The following is a 20,027-nucleotide window of genomic DNA, read 5'->3' as shown; positions in this document are numbered from 1 at the left end:
CTCAGTCAGCTCAGTCCGCTCTGAGTGCCTTGGCCGTCGCGGGGTCGGCCGGCAGGAACGTCTCCACGGCCAGCTCCGAGACCGTCACGTCCAGCGGGGTGTTGAACGTGGCGATGGTCGAGAGGAACGACAGGGTCCGGCCGTCCAGTTCGATCATCAGCGGCAGCGCGAAGCGCGTACCGGGATCGCCGCCCGGCGGCCCCGGCTCACGTTCCAGCGGCGATGAGCCGTCGGGCGCCGGGTACCCCGCGACCTCCTCGTACAGGCTGCGCAGCGGGGCCGAGCGGTGGAGCGCGAGCTGACGGCGCATCTGGGCCAGCAGATGGCCGCGCCACTCGGGGAGGTTACGGATGCGTGGCGCCATGCCCTCCGGGTGCAGCGTGACGCGCATCGCGTTGGGCACGGGCTCCAGCAGATGCGGGGCCACGCCTTCCATGAGCAGGGCGATGCCCTGGTTGGCCGCGACCACCTCGTACGCGCCGTTGAGGATCAGCGCGGGATACGGCTCGTAGGCGGTGACCATCCGCTCCAGGCCGGCCCTGACCTCGGCGAACTCCGGGTCGTCCATGGGGGTGGCGGGGAAGGCGGGCGCGTAACCGGCCGCCAGCAGCAGGGCGTTGCGCTCCCTGACCGGCACGTCCAGGGTGCAGGCGAGCTTCAGCACCATCTCGCGGCTGGGTGCCGTCCTACCGGTCTCGATGAAGCTGATGTGGCGTGCCGAGGAGTCGGCGCGCAGGGCCAGTTCGAGCTGGCTGAGCGACGCGCGTTCGCGCCATCCGCGCAGCAGCGGGCCTATCGCGGGACCGTCCGTCAGAGCCGTCATGGGACCCGACGGTAACCGACGGCGCGTGGCACTCTGGGCCCCGTAAACAGGCCGACCCACAGAAGGGAACTTCCCATGGCGCCCAAGCCGCTGACTCCCGAGGAGACCGAGACGGCGCTCGCCGCGCTCCCGCACTGGACGACGGACGGCGACAGCGTCTCGCGCACGTACTCCTTCGCCAAGCACCTGCCGGCCGCCGCGATGGTCATCCACATCGCCGCCATCCAGGAGGAGCTGAACCACCACTCTGACCTGACGCTCGGCTACAACAAGCTGTCCCTGACCGTGAACACGCACAGTGTCGGCGGCCGGATCACCGAGCTGGACATCGCCCTGGCCCGGCGCGTCGAGGAGATCGCGCCGGGCCACGGGGCGAGCTGACACCGGGGCGCCGGCCGGCTGCCCCGGCGGGTACTACATGGTGTCGGGGTCGTCGCCCAGCCGGGCGTCGGCGTTGAGGCCGCCGATGGCGGCCATGTCCTCGCCGCTCAGCTCGAAGTCGAAGACGTCGATGTTCTCGCGGATGCGCGAGGGCGTCACGGACTTCGGGATGACCACGTTGCCGAGCTGGAGGTGCCAGCGCAGCACGACCTGGGCCACCGTCTTGCCGTGCCTGTCGGCCAGCTCGGTCAGCCTGGGCTCCTTGAGCAGGTCCCCGCCCTGGCCCAGCGGCGACCACGCCTCGGTGGCGATGCCGTGGTCGGCGTGGAAGGCACGGGGCACGGACTGCTGGAGCCTCGGGTGCAGCTCGATCTGGTTGAGCGCGGGTACGGCGCTGTCCAGCTCGATCAGCCGGTTGAGGTGCGTGGGCTGGAAGTTGGAGACACCGATGGCGCGGGCGCGGCCGTCGGCGTAGATCTTCTCGAACGCCCTCCAGGTGTCCACGTACGTGTCCGCGCTCGGCATCGGCCAGTGGATGAGGTACAGGTCGACCTGGTCGAGGCCGAGCTTGGCCAGCGAGGCGTCGAAGGCACGCAGCGTCGTGTCGTAGCCCTGCTCGCTGTTCCACAGCTTGGTGGTGACGAACAGCTCGTCGCGGGGCAGGTCCGTGGCGGCCAGCGCCCGGCCGACGCCCTCTTCGTTCTGGTACACCGCAGCCGTGTCGATGCTGCGGTATCCGGCCTCCAGCGCACTCGTCACGGCCGACTGGGCCTCGTCGTCCGGCACCTGCCAGACGCCGAAGCCGAGCTGCGGCATCGTGACGCCGTTGTTGAGCGTAATGGCGGGAACGTTGCTCACGCTTTCGGTCCTCACGTTCAGTTACTGATGATGTTCTCTGTCGCCCTCATGGTGAACGATCAGTCTCGGACGTGTGTTCCCCGCCCCCGGGGCCCGGGCGACGGCCCGGCGCAAGGCGCTCAGCTGCGGTAAAGCGCTTCGATCTCCGCGGCGTATGCCGCCTCTATCGTGCCGCGCTTCAGCTTGAGCGAGGGCGTGAGGAGCCCCTGCTCCTCGGTGAAGGGCGTGGCCAGGATGCGGAAGGTGCGGATGGACTCGGCCTGCGAGACCTGTGTGTTCGCCGCGACCACGGCACGCCGCATCTCGGTCTCCAGGTCGGTGTCCTTCAGCAGCTCGGTCGGCTTCAGCTCCGGCTTCTCGCGCATGGCGAGCCAGTGCTGCACCGCTTCCTGGTCGAGGGTGAGCAGCGCCGAGACGTAGGGCCTGTCGTTGCCCAGCACGATGCACTGGCCCACCAGCGGGTGCTCGCGTACCCGCTCCTCCAGGGGGCCGGGGGAGAGGCTCTTGCCGCTGGAGGTCACCAGGATCTCCTTCTTGCGGCCCGTGATCGTGAGATACCCCTCCTCGTCCAGCTGGCCGAGGTCGCCCGTCGCCAGCCAGCCGTCCCGAAGGGACTCCTCCGTGGCGCGGGGATTGTTCAGATAGCCCTCGAATACCTGCCCGCCGTGCAGCAGGATCTCGCCGTCCTCCGCGATCCGCACCGTGGTGCCGGGCACCGGCTGCCCCACCGTGCCGAACCGGGGGCGCTCGGGCGGGTTGGCGATGGCCGCCGCCGTGGACTCGGTGAGGCCGTAGCCCTCGAAGACGCGTACACCGGCGCCGTCGTAGAACAGGCCGAGGCGGCGCTCCATCGCGGAGCCGCCCGACATCGCGAAGCGGCACCTGCCGCCCAGGGCGTCGCGCAGCTTGGAGTAGACGAGCTTGTCGTAGACCTGGTGCTGCATACGGAGCGAGGCGCCGGGCCCCGGGCCCCTGCCGAACGCCTTGCGCTCGCCGGCCTCGGCATAGCGGACGGCGACCTCGACGGCCTTGTCGAAAGCGCCGAGCTTCCCCTCGGTCTCGGCCTTGCGGCGCGCGCTGCGGAAGATCTTCTCGAACAGATGCGGTACGGCCTGGATGAACGTCGGCCGGAAAGCGGCCAGATCGGGCAGCAGCGCCCGCGCCGCCATGTCCGGCTGGTGCCCGAGCTTGACCTTCCCGCGTACGGCCGCCACCTCCACCATGCGGCCGAAGACGTGCGCGAGCGGCAGGAACAGCAGCAGCGAGCCCTGCTGGCCCGACTTGACGCCGAAGACCTGGTCGTAGCGGCCGACGATGTTGTCGGCCTCGGCCATGAAGTTGGCGTGCGTGATCACGCAGCCCTTGGGGCGGCCCGTGGTGCCCGAGGTGTAGATGACGGTCGCCACCGTGTCCGGGGTGAGCGCGAGCCGGTGCCGGTGCACCACCTCGTCCTCGATGTGCGCACCCGCCTCCATGAGCGTGGTGAGCGCGCCCGCGTTGAGCTGCCACAGGCGGTGCAGCCGGGGCAGCCCGTCGATGACCGAACCGATCGTCATCGCGTGGTCCTCGTGCTCGACCACGGCGGCCGACACCTCGGCGTCGTGCAGCATCCAGGCGACCTGCTCGGCCGACGAGGTGGGATAGACCGGAACGGACTGGGCGCCGACGGCCCACAGCGCGAAGTCGAAGAGCGTCCACTCGTAGCGCGTACGGGACATGATCGCCACGCGGTCCCCGAACCGGATGCCCTCGGCCAGCAGTCCCTTCGCGAGCGCGACGACCTCGTCGCGGAACTCGCCCGCCGTCACATCGCGCCACTCGCCCCGCGCGTCCTTACGGGCCAGTGCGATCTGTGCCGGGTCCTCGTCGGCATGCTCGAACACGACGTCGGCCAATCCGCCGACGTGGGCCTCCGTCGCCACGGCCTGAACGGTGAACTCGCGCAAAGGGACTGCTCCTCGACGTGCAGGGCGCTGTATGACACAGCGCGAGTGACCGTATCGGATGCGCAGCGCGAACGGGAGGCGGTCGGTGCTGGTCAGTCGGTCAATTAGGACAGTTCGACGGGCCCAGCGGGTATGGGTGCCAAGTCGTCGCAAACGCGCCGTGATTTCTGCGCTTTCTGCACCGGATCTCCCCGCGTACCAGGTGCGCGCTTGCGCGACGGTGGCACGAAGAGGAATGGTCGGAAAGACAATTCCGCAGCGCGGTATGTCCGGAATTCCGAACAGGCGCGCACGTACCGAGGAAGATCATGCGCCGCATCGCCCGTTTCGTCGACCCGTACATACTGCTGCTGCTCGGCACGGTGCTCGTCGCCGTACTGGTCCCGGCCTCGGGCGGCGCCGCCGAGGGCTTCTCCTGGGCCACCAAGATCGCCGTCGGCCTGATCTTCTTCCTCTACGGAGCGCGCCTGTCCACCCGCGAGGCCGTCGACGGGCTCCGCCACTGGCGGCTCCATCTCGCCGTCGTGCTGTGCACCTTCGCGCTCTTCCCGCTGCTCGGCCTCGCCTCCTACGGGCTCGTTCCGCACGTCCTCACCCCGGAACTCCAGACGGGGCTGCTCTTCCTGTGCCTCGTCCCCTCCACCATCCAGTCCTCGATCGCCTTCACCTCCATCGCGCGCGGCAACGTCCCCGCCGCCATCTGCGCGGGCACCTACTCCAGCCTCCTCGGCATGATCGTCACGCCGCTGCTGGCCGCCTGGCTCATCGGAGGCCACGCCGCGCTCTCCGGATCGGGGCTGATCGAGGTCGGCAGCCAGCTCCTCGCACCGTTCATCGCGGGGCAGCTGGTGCGCCGCTGGCTCATCGGCTTCCTCACCCGGCACAAGCGCATCCTCGGCTTCGTCGACCGCGGCTCCGTCCTGCTGGTCGTCTACACCGCCTTCAGCCAGGGCATGACGGAGGGAGTCTGGGGCCAGGTCACCCCCGCCAGGCTGCTCGCCCTCGTCGGCGTCGAGGCGGTGCTCCTCGCGCTCATGCTGAGCGTGACGTGGTACGGCTCGCGCAAGCTGGGCTTCGACCGCGCCGACCGCGTCGCGATCAGCTTCGCCGGCTCCAAGAAGTCGCTGGCCGCCGGACTGCCCATGGCCAGCGTCCTGTTCGGCGCACAGGCCAGCCTCGCCGTGCTGCCCCTGATGCTCTTTCACCAGATGCAGCTGATGGTGTGCGCCGTGCTCGCGAAGCGGTGGTCTCGCGGAGCGGACGAGCGGCAGGAACCGGCGCCCGTGGCCCCTTCGGTACCGGCCGGGGGGTGAGGGGGCCTCTGCCGGCCGAGGCACCTCGCGGTTGAAGACCCAAGGAGGTACGGAGACCGTCGGGGTGCGGCCGGGTGGCACCGCCGGGCTGCGCTCCGTGGGCTCCCGCCGCTGCGGCGGGAAGAGTTTTGCGGTGCGGCGGCGAACCGGCGCGGCGGCGAACCGTTGCGGCCGGGGCACGGAGCACGGGGCACGGGGATGGCCCCTGGCTACGCGGCGCCCGACGTGCGGGCTGTCGTGCGGGCTGTCGTGCACGCTGTCGTGCGGGCCCGTCAGGTCACCGGGCCTCCACGGGGAGCGCCAGCCTGTGCGCGCCCGCGTAGATGTTCATCGAGGAACCGCGCAGGAACCCGACGAGGGTCAGCCCCGACTCCTCTGCCAGGTCGACCGCCAGGGACGACGGCGCCGAGACGGCCGCGAGTACGGGGATGCCCGCCATCACCGCCTTCTGCGCCAGTTCGAAGGAGGCGCGGCCCGACACCATCAGTATCGAGTCGGCCAGCGGCAGCAGTCCCTGCTGGAGTGCGCGGCCGACGATCTTGTCGACCGCGTTGTGGCGGCCCACGTCCTCGCGCAGATCGAGGAGTTCACCCCCGGCGGAGAAGAGCCCCGCGGCGTGCAGCCCGCCCGTACGGTCGAAGACGCGCTGCGCAGCGCGGAGACGGTCGGGCAGGAGGGCGAGGGTCTCCGGCGTGATCCCGCCGGGGCCGCTCCCGGCGGGGGACCAGCGCGCCGTCGTACGCACCGCGTCCAGGCTGGCCTTGCCGCACAGGCCGCACGAGGACGTGGTGTAGACGTTGCGCTCCAGCGTGATGTCGGGCACCTCGACGCCGGGTGCGAGGCGGACGTCGACCACGTTGTACGTGTTCGCCCCGTCGTCCTGGGCGCCCGCGCAGTACACGATGTTCGCCAGCTCGTCGGCTGTGCCGAGGACGCCCTCGCTCACCAGGAAGCCGGCGGCGAGCGCGAAGTCGTCGCCGGGGGTACGCATGGTGATGGCGAGCGGTTTCCCGTTCAGCCTGATCTCCAGCGGTTCCTCGGCGACCAGCGTGTCCGGACGGGAACTGACCGCGCCGTCGCGGATACGGAGGACGGGGCGCCGTGCGGTGACCCTTCCCATGGTCCGTTCACCCCCGGGGTGTCGTACTGGCGTCTGACCATGCCATTCTCGCTCAGTTCTGCGAGGAACCCGGTCGTCGGAAGACTCCGGACCTCGCAGGGCTCAGTCCGTGAACAGCTGGGTCGCCTTGCTGATCAGCTCGTAGAGCCCGTAGACGAGGGGGAGCCCGACCCAGAGCCAGGACGTCACCGCGAGTGCTGTCCTGCGCGGGGGAGCGGTGTCCGCGCCGTCAGTCGGTGTGCCGGCCGGTGTCATCCGCCGCCTCCTTCTCCTTCTTCTGCTGCTGTACGGGAAGTACCGGAGCCCCGGGCCGGGCTTCACTCTCCGACTCGGACTCCGACTCGGGCTCGTGGTGCTTGGGGTGTACCGGGCGTACGAGTTCGTTCGCTACGAATCCGATGACGAGCAGGCCGATCATGATGGTCAGCGACAGCCCGTACAGGCCGGGGCCCGAACGCCCCGCCTCCTCCTGGGAGTCGGCGACCCAGTTGACGATCAGTGGGCCGAGCACGCCGGCCGTCGACCACGCGGTGAGCAGCCTGCCGTGGATGGCCCCGACCTGGTAGGTGCCGAACAGATCCTTCAGATACGCCGGGATCGTGGCGAAGCCACCGCCGTAGAACGAGAGGATCACCAGCGCGCAGACGATGAACAGCGGCTTGGAGGAGTCCCCGAGCAGCGCGATGGCCAGGTACATCAGCGCGCCGACACCGAGATAGACGCGGTACATGTTCTTGCGTCCGATGAGGTCGGAGGTGGACGACCACACCAGGCGGCCCGCCATGTTGGCGAGCGAGAGCAGCGCGACGAAGCCGGCGGCTGCCGAGGCGCTGACGGGCGTCGAGGAGTCCGAGAAGAAGTCCGTGATCATCGGCGCGGCCTTCTCCAGGATGCCGATGCCCGCGGTCACGTTCATGCACAGCACGACCCACAGGCACCAGAACTGCGGCGTACGCACCGCACCGCGCGCCGACACCCTCGCCGTGGTGACCAGCGCCTTCCCGGTCTGCGGCGGCTCCCAGCCCGCCGGGCGCCAGCCGTCGGGCGGTACGCGCACCAACAGCACGCCGAGCGCCATGAACACCGCGTACACCAGGCCGTGCACGAGGAAGGCTGCGGCGATGCCGTCGCTGCCCGTACCGAACGAGTCCAGCATCGAGGCCGACCACGGTGAGGCGATCAGGGCGCCGCCGCCGAAGCCCATGATGGCGATCCCCGTCGCCATGCCGGGCCGGTCGGGGAACCACTTGATGAGCGTCGAGACCGGCGAGATGTAGCCGATGCCCAGGCCGATGCCGCCGACGAAGCCGTACCCGAAGACGACCAGCCAGAACTGGTGCGTCGCCGCGCCCAGCGCCGCCAGCAGAAAACCGGAGGAGAAGCAGGCCAGCGCGACCGCCATCGCCCAGCGCGGCCCGCGCTTCTCCACGAGCGTGCCGCCGAACGCCGCCGACAGGCCCAGCATCACGATGCCGAGCTGGAACGGGAGCGCGCTGGCCGTTCCTGAGAGGTCCAGCGCGGATTCGAGCGCGGGCTTGAACACGCTCCAGGCGTACGCCTGGCCGATCGACAAATGCACCGACAGCGCGGCGGGCGGCACCAGCCAGCGGCTCCAGCCTGGAGGGGCGACGGTGCGTGAACGGTCGAGGAACCCGGCCGCCGGGGTTCCTGATGGTGCGGGGCGTGTCATGACCAGGCACCCTACGAAGATCAAACCGGCTTGGCCAGGGGTGCGGCACGTACAGTGTCCGGGTGACGAGGAACGCGAGGCGGACCGGTGAACGGGAAGTGCCGCGCCCCATGGCGGTGTTCGACCTGGACGGCACCCTGGCCGACGTACGCAACCGCATCCACCACCTGGAGCCCCCGCACAAGGACTGGAACGCGTTCTTCCGCGCCGCGTCCCACGACCCCCCGCTCGCCGAGGGCCTCCAACTCGCCCGGGACTGGTCCGAGTCCTGCGATCTCGCCTACGTCACGGGCCGCCCCGAACGCTGCCGCCGCGACACCGTGCGCTGGCTCACCGCGCAGGGGCTCCCAGCGCGCGACCTGTGGATGCGGGCCGACAACGACCGGCGCCCGGCGCGCGTCACCAAGCCCGAAATCCTGCGCGGCCTGGCCCAGTCCCGTACGGTCGCCGTCGTCGTGGACGACGACACCCGGGTGTGTGCGGCCTACCGGGCGGCCGGCTTCCACGTCATCGAGGCCAACTGGGCGCCCCGGTCGGACGACTTGGAGCGGGCACAGGAGGAGACGGGCCGTACGTAGGCCGGGCTCGGTGCCCGGGCCCGCAGGTGGTCGAAGCCCTCGGCATGGCGGGCCATTTCGTCCTGCCCCGTCGAGGTACACCTCACTCGGGCGGCGTGACGGGCGGCGGACGCGGGGGTTCTGAACTGAGCGTGTGCGGTGGTCCGTTGGGGTCTCGTACCGTCTCGGCCATGAATGCGGAGTTGGTCGTTGCCCTGCTGTCCGGGGCTGTTGCCTTGGTGAGTGTGGGGATCAGTGCGCGTGCCAGTCGGCGGCAGGCGGTGCTGGCTGCTGAGTTGGAGCGTCAGACCGCGGCTCTCGACCGGGAGGTGGCCCGGCAGGACGTGATGAGCCGGGTCCGCGATCCGCTTCTGTGGGCTGCCTACGATCTCCAGTCCCGTATCTACAACATCGCGCGAAGCCGGTTCGGGTTTCTGACGCTCTACTACAAGAACGGCTCCCCGCAGGAACGGGAGTACGCGCGCCGCAACACGCTGTATGTGATCGCGGAGTACTTCTGCTGGGTGGAGATCATCCGGCGGCGGGTCCAGTTCCTGGACCTGGGCAACCGGGAGGACAACTGGAAGGTGGTGAACTTCCTTCACGAGGTCTCCCACCGCTTCAGCGCGGACCGGGACCGAGGGCCGGACTTCCGCCTCTTCCGGGGCGAACAGCGGGCCATCGGCGAGTTGATGATCAGGCAGGACGGGGAGGAGCCGGGCTGCCTCGGCTATGCGGAGTTCTGCCGGCGCCTGGAGGGGGACCAGGAGTTCGGCGCGTGGTTCGCCTCTCTGGACGCGGCCGTCCAAGCGCTGGGGGACGAGTTCCGCGTCCAGGCTCGGTTGATCGAGATCCAGCACACCCTCATCAAACTGATCAAGTTCCTGGACGAGGGCCGCGAGCGGTTCCCCTTCACACGTGAGCTGCCTCAGCAGCGGGCCGGGGCATCGCGATGGCCCGACGCTCCTCCAGCGGACGTGTCCGGGTCGGGAAACGGGTGACGGCCCCCATGTGGTCCTGACGGCAGGCCAGTTGCTCGCGTGCGGCGAGTCTTTGTCCACTGTCGGGAGAAAGTTGAACTGGTTTCCGCATAACTTCTTCCCAACCCCAGGAGCCGCTGCTAGGTTCCCCGTGAAATCCCGCACGGTGACGCCGACTTGACGGCTGGAGGGGTAGCGGTGAGGCGCATGACTGCACGGCCCGCGAACGCGCACCAGGCGCGACTGCTCCGCCTGCTGCGTGACGGCGGCCCGCGCTCGCGCGCCGAGCTGGGGGACAGCGTCGACCTGTCCCGGTCCAAGCTGGCGGTCGAGGTCGACCGGCTGCTGGAGACCGGGCTGGTCGTCGCCGACGGACTCGCCGCCTCACGGGGCGGGCGGCGCTCGCACAACATCCGGCTCGCGCCCCAACTCCGTTTCCTCGGCGTCGACATCGGCGCCACCTCCATCGACGTCGCCGTCACCAACCCGGAGCTGGAGATCCTGGGGCACCTCAACCAGCCCATGGACGTACGCGAGGGGCCCGTCGCCGTCTTCGACCAGGTCCTCACGATGGTCGCCAAACTGCGCGACACCGGGGTCGCCGAAGGGCTCGACGGGGCCGGCATCGGTGTGCCGGGCCCGGTCAGGTTCCCGGAGGGCATCCCCGTGGCGCCGCCGATCATGCCCGGCTGGGACGGCTTCCCCGTACGGGAGGCGCTCAGCCAGGAACTCGGCTGCCCCGTCATGGTCGACAACGACGTGAACCTCATGGCCACCGGTGAGATGCAGGCCGGAGTCGCCCGCTCCGTACGGGACTTCTTCTGCGTGAAGATCGGCACCGGCATCGGCTGCGGCATCGTCGTCGGCGGCGAGGTCCACCGGGGTACGACCGGCAGTGCGGGCGACATCGGCCACATCCAGGTCGAACCCGAGGGCAGGCAGTGCGCCTGCGGCAACCGGGGCTGCCTGGAGGCGTACTTCGGTGGCGCCGCGCTCGCCCGCGACGCGGAGGAAGCGGCGCGGGACGGGCGTTCGCCCGAACTCGCCCGGCTTCTCGAAGCCGGCGGGCGCCTCACAGCGGCCGACATCGCCACGGCCGCCTCGGCGGGTGACGGCACGTCCCTCGACCTCATCCGCCAGGGCGGGGCACGCGTCGGCCAGGTCATCGCCGGGCTCGTCAGCTTCTTCAACCCCGGGCTCGTCGTCATCGGCGGCGGCGTCACCGGCCTCGGCCACACGCTGCTCGCCAGCATCCGCACCCAGGTCTACCGCCAGTCGCTCCCCCTGGCGACCGGCAACCTGCCCATAGTCCTGGGCGAGTTGGGCCAGGTAGCAGGCGTCACCGGCGCGGCCCGCCTCACCAGCGACCACATGTTCTCCCCCGCGTAGGGGGCCTACGGCCCCCGAATTCCCACCAACCCGCAGCCGGGCGGCCTTTTCGGCCGCAGGACGAGGCACAGCGCGACCGTGTTCCCCCGCCCGAGGGCGGGGCGCACCTCTTCTTTCCGCCGCGACGGCGGGACGAGGACTCGACCGCTTCGGCGGTGCCAGGTGGCCCGTTCGGGCCGTAGAGCGAGGTACGGCGTGACCGTGTTGCCCCGTCGTGAAGGTGGGGCGCGCCCCTTCTTTCCGCTGCGGCGGCGGGACAAGGACTCGACCGCTTCGGCGGTGCCAGGTGGCCCGTTCGGGCCGTAGAGCGAGGTACGGCGCGATCGTGTTCCCCCGCCATGAGGGCGGGGCCTCTCTACCCGCCGCGACGGCGGGAGGGGGGGCGACCGTTTCGGCGGTGTCAAGGGCCCGCATGGGCCGGAGAACCAGGTGCAGTGCGACCGCTCGCCCGCCGTCGCGGCGGCGGGAGGCTCAACCGCCCGCCCCGGCGGGCGGTGCCAGGTGGCCGCGCGGGCCAGGGGACGAGGCGTGGCGCAAGCGGTGCCGTAGGGGGCCGCAACGACGACGTACGGCTGGGACGGAGGTCCTTCCACGTGCTTTCGATGTCCGGAATCACCAAATCCTTTCCGGGAGTACGCGCACTTGACGGCGTGAGCCTCGATGTGGAGGCCGGTGAGGTGCACTGTCTTCTGGGGCAGAACGGAGCCGGGAAGTCGACTCTGATCAAGGTGCTCTCCGGGGCACACCAGCCGGACGAGGGGGAGATCACCTGGCAGGGCCGGCCCGTGAAGCTGTCCACGCCGGTGTCCGCGATGCGGCTGGGGATCGCGACGATCTATCAGGAACTCGACCTGGTCGAGCACCTGTCCGTCACGGAGAACATCTTCCTGGGCCATGAGATCGCCTCACGCGGAGTGATCCGCCCCCGCGAGGCCCGTGCGAAGGCGGTGGCGCTGCTCACGCGTCTCGGGCACCCGGAGATCGACCCCGGCACGCTCGTGGGCCGGCTCTCGGCGGCGGGCGCGCAGATCGTGTCGATGGCCCGTGCGCTCTCGCACGACGTACGCCTGATCATCATGGACGAGCCGTCGGCCGCGCTGGACCCGGACGAGGTCGACAACCTCTTCCGTATCGTCAAGGGGCTCACGGACGAGGGCGTCGCGGTCGTCTACATCTCGCACCGTCTGGAGGAGATCCGCCGCATCGGTGACCGGGTCTCCGTGCTGAAGGACGGCCGCGTCGCGGCCCGTAACCTTCCGGCGCGCACGACGCCGACCGACGAGGTGGTCGCGCTGATGACGGGGCGCGACGTCGAGCACGCGTTCCCCGCGAAGCCCGAGCCCGGTGGCGTGGGCGCCGGCGCCGAGCCGGTGCTGCGTGCCGAAGGGCTCGCACGGGAAGGGGAGTTCGAGCCGCTGGACCTGGAGCTGCGGCCCGGCGAGATCGTCGGTCTCGCGGGTCTCGTCGGCTCGGGCCGCTCGGAGATCCTGGAGACGCTGTACGGGGCACGCCGCGCGACGGCCGGACGCGTGCTGGTGGACGGCAGTCCGCTGCGGCCCGGCAGCATCGTGGCAGCGGTGCGTGCGGGCATCGGGCTCGCGCCCGAGGAGCGCAAGTCGCAGGCGCTGCTGATGCTGGAGTCGGTCACCCGTAACGTCTCGGTCTCCTCGCTGCCCCGCTTCTCGCGCGGCGGCTGGCTCGACCGTACGCGCGAGCGCGCAGCGGCCGTCGCGCACACCCGCGACCTCGCGCTCAGTCCCGACGACCCCGAGCGCCCCGTCCGCACGCTGTCCGGCGGCAACCAGCAGAAGGCCGTGCTCGCACGCTGGCTGCTGCGTGAGTGCCGGGTGCTGCTGCTGGACGAGCCGACACGGGGCGTGGACGTGGGCGCGCGCGCCGAGTTGTACGCCGTCATCCGGCGGCTGGCCGACTCGGGGGTGTGCGTACTGCTCGTCTCCAGCGAGCTGCCCGAGGTGCTGGGGCTCGCCGACCGTGTGCTCGTGCTGCGCGAGGGCCGCGTCGTCCATACGGCCCCCGCAGCCGAACTGGACGAGCACCGCGTCCTCGACCTCGTGATGGAGGGGAGCCCCGCATGAGGCATCCCGCCGTACCTCATGCGGGGCCGGCGCCCCCGCGTCCCTCGGTCTCCCGTCGACAGCCAGCAGCCGACAACCACCAGCCGACAGTCGGCAACCAGCAGTCGGCAGCCGGCAGCCAGCAGCGGGCAGCCGACCGTTCTCAACGTTGCACCCTCCCCCCGGCTCAAGCAGGGGGTCCCTGGCTCACGTCGGCTGCGGGGCAGCGGCCTGACAGCACTTGCACGATCGGCACCAGCCGGGTTGGAACCAGCCCGGGTGTATGAAGTTTTGGGAGGTTGCGCTCATGCGCTCTCGGTTCTCGCCACGCATGTCCCGGTCCCTAACAGCCATGGGTGGAAGGGGAGTTGGCCTTCACGGCGGCGCCTCGCGCCCTGACCAGCTCCGCGGGAGCCCCATCGATCCCCGGCTCGAAGGGCGCGGAGCCTCCCTCGGAGGTACCAGGTGAAACCCCCGAACGGCCAGGCGCCGAGGGATGCCGTGCCCGTTGCCGAAGCGGCAGCGCCCGTTTCCCCGCCGGGCGGGGGTTCAGGTCCCGAGCAGAGCGGTCAGCAGAACGGCCGGCGGAAGATGAAGCTGGCCGGCGGGCGCCTCGATGTGCGCCACCTCTCCCTCCTCGGGGTTCTGATCGCGCTGGCGATCGTCGGCGCTGCGACCAAGCCGGATGAATTCCTGAGCACGGACAACCTCCAACTGATCCTCACCCAGGCGTCCGTGATCGGAGTCGTGACGGTCGGCGTCACCTTTGTGATCATCGGTGGCGGCATCGACCTGTCCGTCGGCGCGATCGTCGCGCTCGCCTCCGTATGGGCGACGACGGTGGCGACACAGGACTACGGCCTCACCGGCATGCTGCTGTGCAGCGTGCTGGTCGGGGTCGGATGCGGCCTGGTCAACGGGCTGTTGATCGCCTACGGGCCGATGGTGCCGTTCATCGCGACGCTCGCCATGCTCGCCTCGGCACGCGGACTGGCGCTGCAGATCAGCGACGGCAAGACGCAGGTCGTGAACGTCGAGTCGGTGCTCGATCTCGGCGTACCCAGTTCATATGTGCTGGGCATCCCGCCGATCGTGCTCGTGTTCGCCTTCGTGGGCGTTGTCGGCTGGCTGGTCCTCAACAGGACCACGTTCGGCCGCCGTACCGTCGCAGTCGGCGGCAATCCCGAGGCGTCCCGGCTCGCCGGTATCGCCGTCAAGCGGCAGCGGCTGCTGCTCTACCTGCTGTCCGGTCTGTGCTGCGGCATCGCGGCCTTCATGCTGATCATTCTCACCGGCTCGGGACAGAACACCAACGGCAATCTGTACGAACTCGACGCCATCGCCGCAGCGATCATCGGCGGCACCCTCCTCAGCGGCGGCCGGGGCACGATTCTCGGCTCCGTCCTCGGGGTCCTGGTCTTCACCACGATCACCAACCTGTTCGCCCTCAACAACCTCCAGAGCGACGTCCAGCAGATCGCCAAGGGCGCGATCATCGTCGCCGCCGTCCTGGTCCAGAAGGGTCGTTCCACGCCATGACCGAGAATCCACGCGCGCCACGTATCACCGCGACCAGCCGCAGAAACATGCTCTTCGGCACGGCGGCAGCCGGGGCCGCGCTCTTCGCCGCCGGCTGCACCAGCAACGAGAGCAACGACGGCAAAGAGGACGAGGCCGGTTCGGCGAACGTCGCCGACGACAAGCCCGGCAAGAAGGTGACCATCGGCTTCGCCGGTCCCCAGGCCGACCACGGGTGGCTCAACGCCATCACCACCCAGGCCAAGAACCGCGCCAAGAAGTACAAGGACGTCACCCTGGAGTCCACCGAGGGCTCCAACGACAACGCGCAGCAGATCGGCCAGGTCGAGACGCTGATCAACAAGAAGGTCGACGTCCTCGTCATCCTCCCGGCCGACGGCAAGGCCCTCACCCAGGTCGGCCTCAAGGCGATGCGTGCCGGGATACCCGTCGTCAACCTCGACCGGATCTTCGACTCGCAGCAGGCGTACCGCTGCTGGATCGGCGGCGACAACTACGGCATGGGCCTCAACGCCGGGCACTACATCGGCGAACAGCTCAAGGACAAGAAGAACGCCAAGGTCGTCGAGCTGGCAGGGATCGACAACCTCGAACTCACCCGGCAGCGCAGCAAAGGGTTCGACGACGCGCTCAAGAACTACCCCAACATCAAGAAGGTGGCCCGCCAGTCGGCCGAGTTCACCGTCGAGTCGGGACAGGCCAAGATGGCCCAACTCCTGCGCGCGCAGACCAAGTTCGACGCGCTGTGGAACCACGACGACGACCAGGGTGTCGGCGCGGAACGCGCCATCAAGCAGGCGGGCCGCGACGAGTTCCTGATGGTCGGCGGCGCCGGCTCCAAGCGCGTCATGGAAGCCATCAAGAAGGACGACGGCGTCATCAAGGCGACCGTCCTCTACCCGCCCACCATGGCGGCCTCGGCCATCGACCTCGCCCGTGCGCTGGGCCAGGGCAAGGGCGTCAGCGGGATGGCCGAGTTCGAGATCCCCGCCTCCCTGACGCTGTACTCCGCCGTCGTGACCAAGGAGAACGTCGACGAATACCTCCCCATCGGCTTCACCTGACGGGCCCGACCGGTCGCCGGTCACCGGCCGCAGCCCACGGCCGGTGGCAGGTCACCGGCGGCCTCGCCCCCACCGCTGACACCGATAGGAACCCCCGAGAGGGAGGACCAATGTCGTACGACACCCCCGCGCCCGCCACCGCACCGCCGCTCGGCGTGGGCATGGTCGGCTACGCCTTCATGGGCCAGGCCCACTCCCAGGGCTGGCGCACCGTGGGCCGGGTCTTCGACCTGCCGCTCAGCCCGTCCATGGCCGCGGTCTGCGGGCGGAACGCCACCGCCGTACGCGCGGCGGCCGGACGGCTGGGCTGGGCGGCGGCCGAGACCGACTGGCGGGCGCTCGTCACCCGCCAGGACGTACAGCTCGTCGACATCTGCACCCCGGGCGACAGCCACGCCGAGATCGCCGTCGCGGCGCTGGAGGCCGGCAAGCACGTGCTGTGCGAGAAGCCCCTCGCCAACACCGTCGCAGAGGCCGAGGCCATGGCGGCAGCCGCACGTGTGGCACGCCGGAACGGCCAGGTGGCCATGGTCGGCTTCAACTACCGCCGCGTACCCGCACTCGCGCTCGCCCGCCACCTGGTCGAACAGGGCCGCCTCGGCACCGTGCGGCACGTACGCGTCAGCTACCTCCAGGACTGGCTCGTCGACCCCGACCACCCGCTCGAATGGCGGCTGCGCCGCGAACACGCCGGCTCCGGCGCGCTCGGCGACCTCGGCGCGCACGCCGTCGACATCGCCCAGCACCTCGTCGGCTCCCCGCTCACCGGCGTCTCCGCGCAGACCGAGACCTTCGTGCGCGAACGCCCTCTGGCGGGCGGGCACGGAGATGAACGGGGCACGGTGACGGTGGACGACGCCGCGCTGTTCACCGGGCGCCTCGCCTCCGGTGCCCTGGCCTCCTTCGAGGTGACCCGCGTCGCCGCCGGCCGCAAGAACGCCCTGCGCGTCGAGCTGAACGGCACGCTCGGCTCCCTCGCCTTCGACCTGGAGCGCCTCAACGAACTGGAGTTCCACGACGACACGGCGGCGGCAGCCGAGGCCGGGTTCCGCCGCATCCTCGTCACCGAACAGGACCACCCCTACCTGGAGGCGTGGTGGCCGCCTGGCCACGGCCTCGGCTACGAGCACACCTTCACCCACCAGGCCCGCGATCTGGTGCGCGCCATCGCGGCGGGCACCACGCCCGCGCCGTCCTTCGAGGACGGGCTCCAGGTGCAGCGGGTGCTCGCGGCGGTGGAGGAGAGCGCGGGCAAGAACTCCGTTCACACGCTGGTGGAGGGGTCGCCCGAGTCCACCGCCCCTGCGGGGTCCGCCACCCCTGCGGGGTCCGCCGCTTCCGCCGAATCCACCGCCTAGGAGGTCACCGTGGCACGTAACTTCACCCTGTTCACCGGCCAGTGGGCCGACCTGCCCCTGGAGGAGGTCTGCCGCCTGGCCCGCGACTTCGGCTACGACGGGCTCGAACTCGCCTGCTGGGGCGACCACTTCGAGGTCGACCGCGCCGTTTCCGAACCCGGTTACGCCGAGGGCAGGCGCGCGCTTCTGAACAAGTACGGCCTCGAATGCTGGGCCATCTCCAACCACCTCAACGGCCAGGCCGTGTGCGACAACCCCATCGACGAGCGCCACCGGGCCATCGTCGCCCCCCGTGTGTGGGGCGACGGCGACCCCGAAGGCGTACGGCAGCGCGCCGCGACCGAGATGAAGGACACCGCACGCGCTGCCGCAGCGCTGGGCGTGCGCACCGTCGTCGGCTTCACCGGCTCCTCCATCTGGCACCTCGTCGCGATGTTCCCGCCCACCCCGGCCGCGATGGTCGAGCGCGGCTACGAGGACTTCGCCGAGCGGTGGAATCCGATCCTCGACGTGTTCGACGCCGAAGGCGTCCGGTTCGCGCACGAGGTGCACCCCAGCGAGATCGCGTACGACTACTGGACCACCCAGCGTGCGCTGGAGGCCGTTTCCCATCGGCCCGCGTTCGGGCTCAACTTCGACCCCTCCCACTTCGTGTGGCAGGACCTCGATCCCGCGGGTTTCCTCTACGACTACCGGTCGCGGATCTACCACGTCGACTGCAAGGAGTCGCGGACGCGGCTCGATGGGCGTAACGGGCGCCTCGGGTCGCACCTTCCGTGGGGGGACCCGCGTCGCGGGTGGGACTTTGTCTCCGCCGGGCACGGGGATGTCCAGTGGGAGGACGTCTTCCGCATGCTTCACTCGATCTCCTACGACGGGCCCATCTCCGTCGAATGGGAGGACGCCGGTATGGACCGGCTGTCGGGTGCGCCCGAGGCGTTGAGGCGCCTTCGCGCCTTTGATTACGACCCGCCTAGCGCTGCGTTCGACGCGGCGTTCGGCAACTGACGCCCCTCCCTCTCCAGGGCTCCGCCCTGAGTGGGCACCCACGCCATGTGTGCCCCTCGCACTGCGTGCGGGCCTGCGGTCCCATGCGGGTGCCTGACCACGTGTGGTCCTCGCCGTTTCCTGACCGGTCAGTCCCCGGCCTCCCGTTCCTAATGGGGCTTCGCCCCTTGCCCCGTTGGCCTCGCCGGCCGGGCGTTGAGGGGCGCTGCCCCCCAACAGCCCCCCGCTAGAGGAGGGCTCCGCCCCCCTCTAGGACTCCCCCCGGCTCTCCTCGGGGCCTGCCCTGGAGTTCTTGTCGCGCCAACATTGCGAGAGAACTCAGCCGTCCCGGGGCCGCCGCCCTCCTGTTACCAGGTGCGGACAGAATCCGGTGAACAAGTGCCGCCCGGGCGCCATCTCACAGGGTGCAACGAACAACAGAACAGGCCGACCGCCCGCCCGGAGGAAGGGGGGCGGCCGGGATGCCGTATCCCGACACTCACTGGGGGACTTCAACCATGACCACGCACCGCACTCGCCGTACCTTCCGTTCCGCCGGTCTCGTGGCCCTTGCCGCCGCCGCCGCGTTCTCGCTCACCGCCTGCCAGGACGGGGACACGGATGCCGCCGCGACCGGCAAGGACCCCGTTTCCGCCTCCCGCTCCGCCGACGACGGCGCGTCCAGCGGCGCCAAGAACAGTGAGGGCAGTGAGGGCAAGGGCCAGAAGGGTACGGAGACGGAGGCGTCCTCCGCGAGCCGAGACAGCACCCCGTCCGGCGCGGGCGAGGCGGCGTCACCGGCTCGTACCGAGAAGCTGGCCGACGGCAGTACGGCCGAGATCTCCGAGCTGGGGGAGCAGCGCTACCGTGCCAAGATCGTGAACGATGGTGACGTCCTGGCCACCCTGGAGACGAAGGGGCACGACGCCGGGCTCGACGCCAACGGCATGTACGTGCTGCTGTCACTGGACGGCAAGATCCACTCCTGGATGGGCGGCGAGCACACCGGGCCGGGCACCTTCAGCCTTGAGGGTGGTTGGAAGGCCAAGGTCACGAAGCTCAGCGACGGCCGGTTCCGCGCGCGGATTCTCGGCGAGGACGGCTCGGTGATGGCGACGCTCAACGCGAACCAGCGGGATGTCGGCGTCGACGCCAACGGCGTACCCATCGTGCTCAGCTCCCGCGGTGTGATCAGCTCGCACGCGTAACCGCACGTGTAACCGCAGTTGTAGGGGCACACGTAGACGTCCGTTCGGCTCGGCGGTGGAGACGGCTTCGTCGGCTCCACCGCCCGGACTCCGCCGCCCCGGTCCAGGGGCCGCGTCATGCGGCGCGGCCCGAGGACGGCTGAGGTCCCAGCCACCGCGCGGCATGGGCCTTACTCCGGCGCAGATCCTCTTCAAGGTTGAGCTGCCGCTTGCGCTTCCGCTGTTGTTTTCTGGGGTGCGTATCGCGGTTGTCTACGTCATCTCCAGTGCGACGCTGGCCACCGTCGCCGGTGGGGGCGGTCTGGGGGACATCGTTCTTGGGCAGGCCACGTATGGGCTTGAAGGGGTTATTGCTGCGGCGCTGTGGGTTGCGGTTCTTGCGTTGGCTGCGGATGGGGTGTTGGCGTTGTTGCAGCGGGTGCTGGTGCCTCGGGGGTTGCGGGTTGCCCGGGGCTGAGTTCGGGGCTCGCCCCGTGCCCCTGTTGTTGTTCTGCGGGCTTCGCCCCGTGCCCCGCTGTCGTCTTGCGGGCTTCGCCCCCGTGGCCCGTTGCTTCGGGGCTGCGCCCCGTGCCCCTGTTGTGGTTCCTGTGATTTGAAGCCCGTTTCCGTTCGATATGGGGGCTTCGCCCTCTGGCCCCCGTTGGCCTCGCCGGCCGGGCGTCGGGGGGCTCCTCCCCCAGACTCCGTCCGGGGGGACCCCCACCCGGCAATCCCCCCGCCAAAAGGGGCTCCGCCCCCA

At 70.2% G+C, this 20,027-nt stretch carries 18 protein-coding genes; 12 read left to right on the top strand and 6 right to left on the bottom strand.

Annotation, left to right across the window (positions count from 1 at the left end; translation table 11 throughout):
• Positions 1-10: 10 nt before the first annotated feature.
• Positions 11-823, bottom strand: a complete 813-nt coding sequence (locus NMN56_RS12060; RefSeq protein ID WP_274040030.1) for a helix-turn-helix domain-containing protein — start codon at positions 821-823, stop codon at positions 11-13.
• 75 nt (positions 824-898) lie between these two features.
• On the opposite strand from NMN56_RS12060, the gene NMN56_RS12055 reads away from it, so the two are divergent.
• Positions 899-1,204 carry a 4a-hydroxytetrahydrobiopterin dehydratase gene (locus tag NMN56_RS12055; RefSeq protein WP_274040029.1) on the top strand — a complete coding sequence of 102 codons (306 nt, stop codon included), beginning with the start codon at positions 899-901 and terminating at the stop codon, positions 1,202-1,204.
• 33 nt (positions 1,205-1,237) lie between these two features.
• On the opposite strand, the gene NMN56_RS12050 is transcribed toward NMN56_RS12055, so the two are convergent.
• Together NMN56_RS12050 and NMN56_RS12045 are read right to left on the bottom strand one after the other, a co-directional pair.
• Complete coding sequence (locus tag NMN56_RS12050; RefSeq protein ID WP_274040028.1) at positions 1,238-2,062, bottom strand: aldo/keto reductase; 825 nt, start codon at positions 2,060-2,062, stop codon at positions 1,238-1,240.
• A gap of 119 nt (positions 2,063-2,181) precedes the next feature.
• Positions 2,182-4,008, bottom strand: coding sequence for an AMP-dependent synthetase/ligase (locus NMN56_RS12045; RefSeq protein ID WP_274040027.1), 1,827 nt, complete (start codon positions 4,006-4,008; stop codon positions 2,182-2,184).
• Positions 4,009-4,316: 308 nt separating this feature from the next.
• On the opposite strand from NMN56_RS12045, the gene NMN56_RS12040 reads away from it, so the two are divergent.
• Positions 4,317-5,321, top strand: coding sequence for a bile acid:sodium symporter family protein (locus NMN56_RS12040; protein WP_274040026.1), 1,005 nt, complete (start codon positions 4,317-4,319; stop codon positions 5,319-5,321).
• Between the two features lie 277 nt (positions 5,322-5,598).
• Here the strand turns inward: NMN56_RS12040 and fdhD are convergent, their stop codons facing one another.
• The 3 genes from fdhD to NMN56_RS12025 form a co-directional block, all read right to left on the bottom strand.
• The gene (gene fdhD, locus NMN56_RS12035; protein ID WP_274040025.1) at positions 5,599-6,441 is read right to left on the bottom strand and encodes a formate dehydrogenase accessory sulfurtransferase FdhD; all 843 of its coding nucleotides are present in this window, start codon (positions 6,439-6,441) and stop codon (positions 5,599-5,601) included.
• A gap of 102 nt (positions 6,442-6,543) precedes the next feature.
• On the bottom strand, positions 6,544-6,696 hold the full coding sequence (locus tag NMN56_RS12030; protein ID WP_274040024.1) for an MFS transporter small subunit: 153 nt from the start codon (positions 6,694-6,696) through the stop codon (positions 6,544-6,546).
• On the bottom strand, positions 6,671-8,131 hold the full coding sequence (locus NMN56_RS12025) for an L-lactate MFS transporter (protein ID WP_274040023.1): 1,461 nt from the start codon (positions 8,129-8,131) through the stop codon (positions 6,671-6,673). Before NMN56_RS12025 ends, NMN56_RS12030 begins: the two co-directional genes overlap by 26 nt.
• Before the next feature lie 110 nt (positions 8,132-8,241).
• Between NMN56_RS12025 and NMN56_RS12020 the strand changes: the two genes are divergently transcribed.
• The 10 genes from NMN56_RS12020 to NMN56_RS11975 all read left to right on the top strand — a co-directional run bounded on the left by NMN56_RS12020 (position 8,242) and on the right by NMN56_RS11975 (position 19,745).
• Complete coding sequence (locus tag NMN56_RS12020; RefSeq protein ID WP_274040520.1) at positions 8,242-8,709, top strand: phosphatase domain-containing protein; 468 nt, start codon at positions 8,242-8,244, stop codon at positions 8,707-8,709.
• A 170-nt stretch (positions 8,710-8,879) separates the two neighbouring features.
• Positions 8,880-9,689, top strand: a complete 810-nt coding sequence (locus NMN56_RS12015; RefSeq protein ID WP_274040022.1) for a hypothetical protein — start codon at positions 8,880-8,882, stop codon at positions 9,687-9,689.
• 186 nt (positions 9,690-9,875) lie between these two features.
• A complete protein-coding gene (locus NMN56_RS12010; RefSeq protein ID WP_274040021.1) occupies positions 9,876-11,057 on the top strand; it encodes an ROK family transcriptional regulator in 1,182 nt (393 codons plus the stop codon).
• A gap of 602 nt (positions 11,058-11,659) precedes the next feature.
• Positions 11,660-13,153: a sugar ABC transporter ATP-binding protein gene (locus NMN56_RS12005; protein WP_274040020.1), complete on the top strand. Its 1,494-nt coding sequence runs from the start codon at positions 11,660-11,662 to the stop codon at positions 13,151-13,153.
• A 570-nt stretch (positions 13,154-13,723) separates the two neighbouring features.
• Positions 13,724-14,671, top strand: coding sequence for an ABC transporter permease (locus NMN56_RS12000; protein WP_274040519.1), 948 nt, complete (start codon positions 13,724-13,726; stop codon positions 14,669-14,671).
• Positions 14,668-15,735: a substrate-binding domain-containing protein gene (locus NMN56_RS11995; protein ID WP_274040019.1), complete on the top strand. Its 1,068-nt coding sequence runs from the start codon at positions 14,668-14,670 to the stop codon at positions 15,733-15,735. Before NMN56_RS12000 ends, NMN56_RS11995 begins: the two co-directional genes overlap by 4 nt.
• 110 nt (positions 15,736-15,845) lie before the next feature.
• Positions 15,846-17,093, top strand: a complete 1,248-nt coding sequence (locus tag NMN56_RS11990; RefSeq protein ID WP_274040018.1) for a Gfo/Idh/MocA family protein — start codon at positions 15,846-15,848, stop codon at positions 17,091-17,093.
• A 9-nt stretch (positions 17,094-17,102) separates the two neighbouring features.
• Entirely contained in the window at positions 17,103-18,101 is a 999-nt protein-coding gene (locus NMN56_RS11985; RefSeq protein WP_274040017.1) for a sugar phosphate isomerase/epimerase family protein, read from the top strand.
• Between the two features lie 497 nt (positions 18,102-18,598).
• The gene (locus NMN56_RS11980; RefSeq protein ID WP_274045003.1) at positions 18,599-19,288 is read left to right on the top strand and encodes a hypothetical protein; all 690 of its coding nucleotides are present in this window, start codon (positions 18,599-18,601) and stop codon (positions 19,286-19,288) included.
• A 163-nt stretch (positions 19,289-19,451) separates the two neighbouring features.
• On the top strand, positions 19,452-19,745 hold the full coding sequence (locus tag NMN56_RS11975; RefSeq protein WP_274045004.1) for an ABC transporter permease subunit: 294 nt from the start codon (positions 19,452-19,454) through the stop codon (positions 19,743-19,745).
• Positions 19,746-20,027 lie beyond the last annotated feature (282 nt).

Source organism: Streptomyces iconiensis (assembly GCF_028657195.3).
Classification (GTDB): domain Bacteria; phylum Actinomycetota; class Actinomycetes; order Streptomycetales; family Streptomycetaceae; genus Streptomyces; species Streptomyces iconiensis.
Note: the sequence above shows the minus strand (reverse complement) of the source record. Positions and strands in the feature narration are given on the sequence as shown.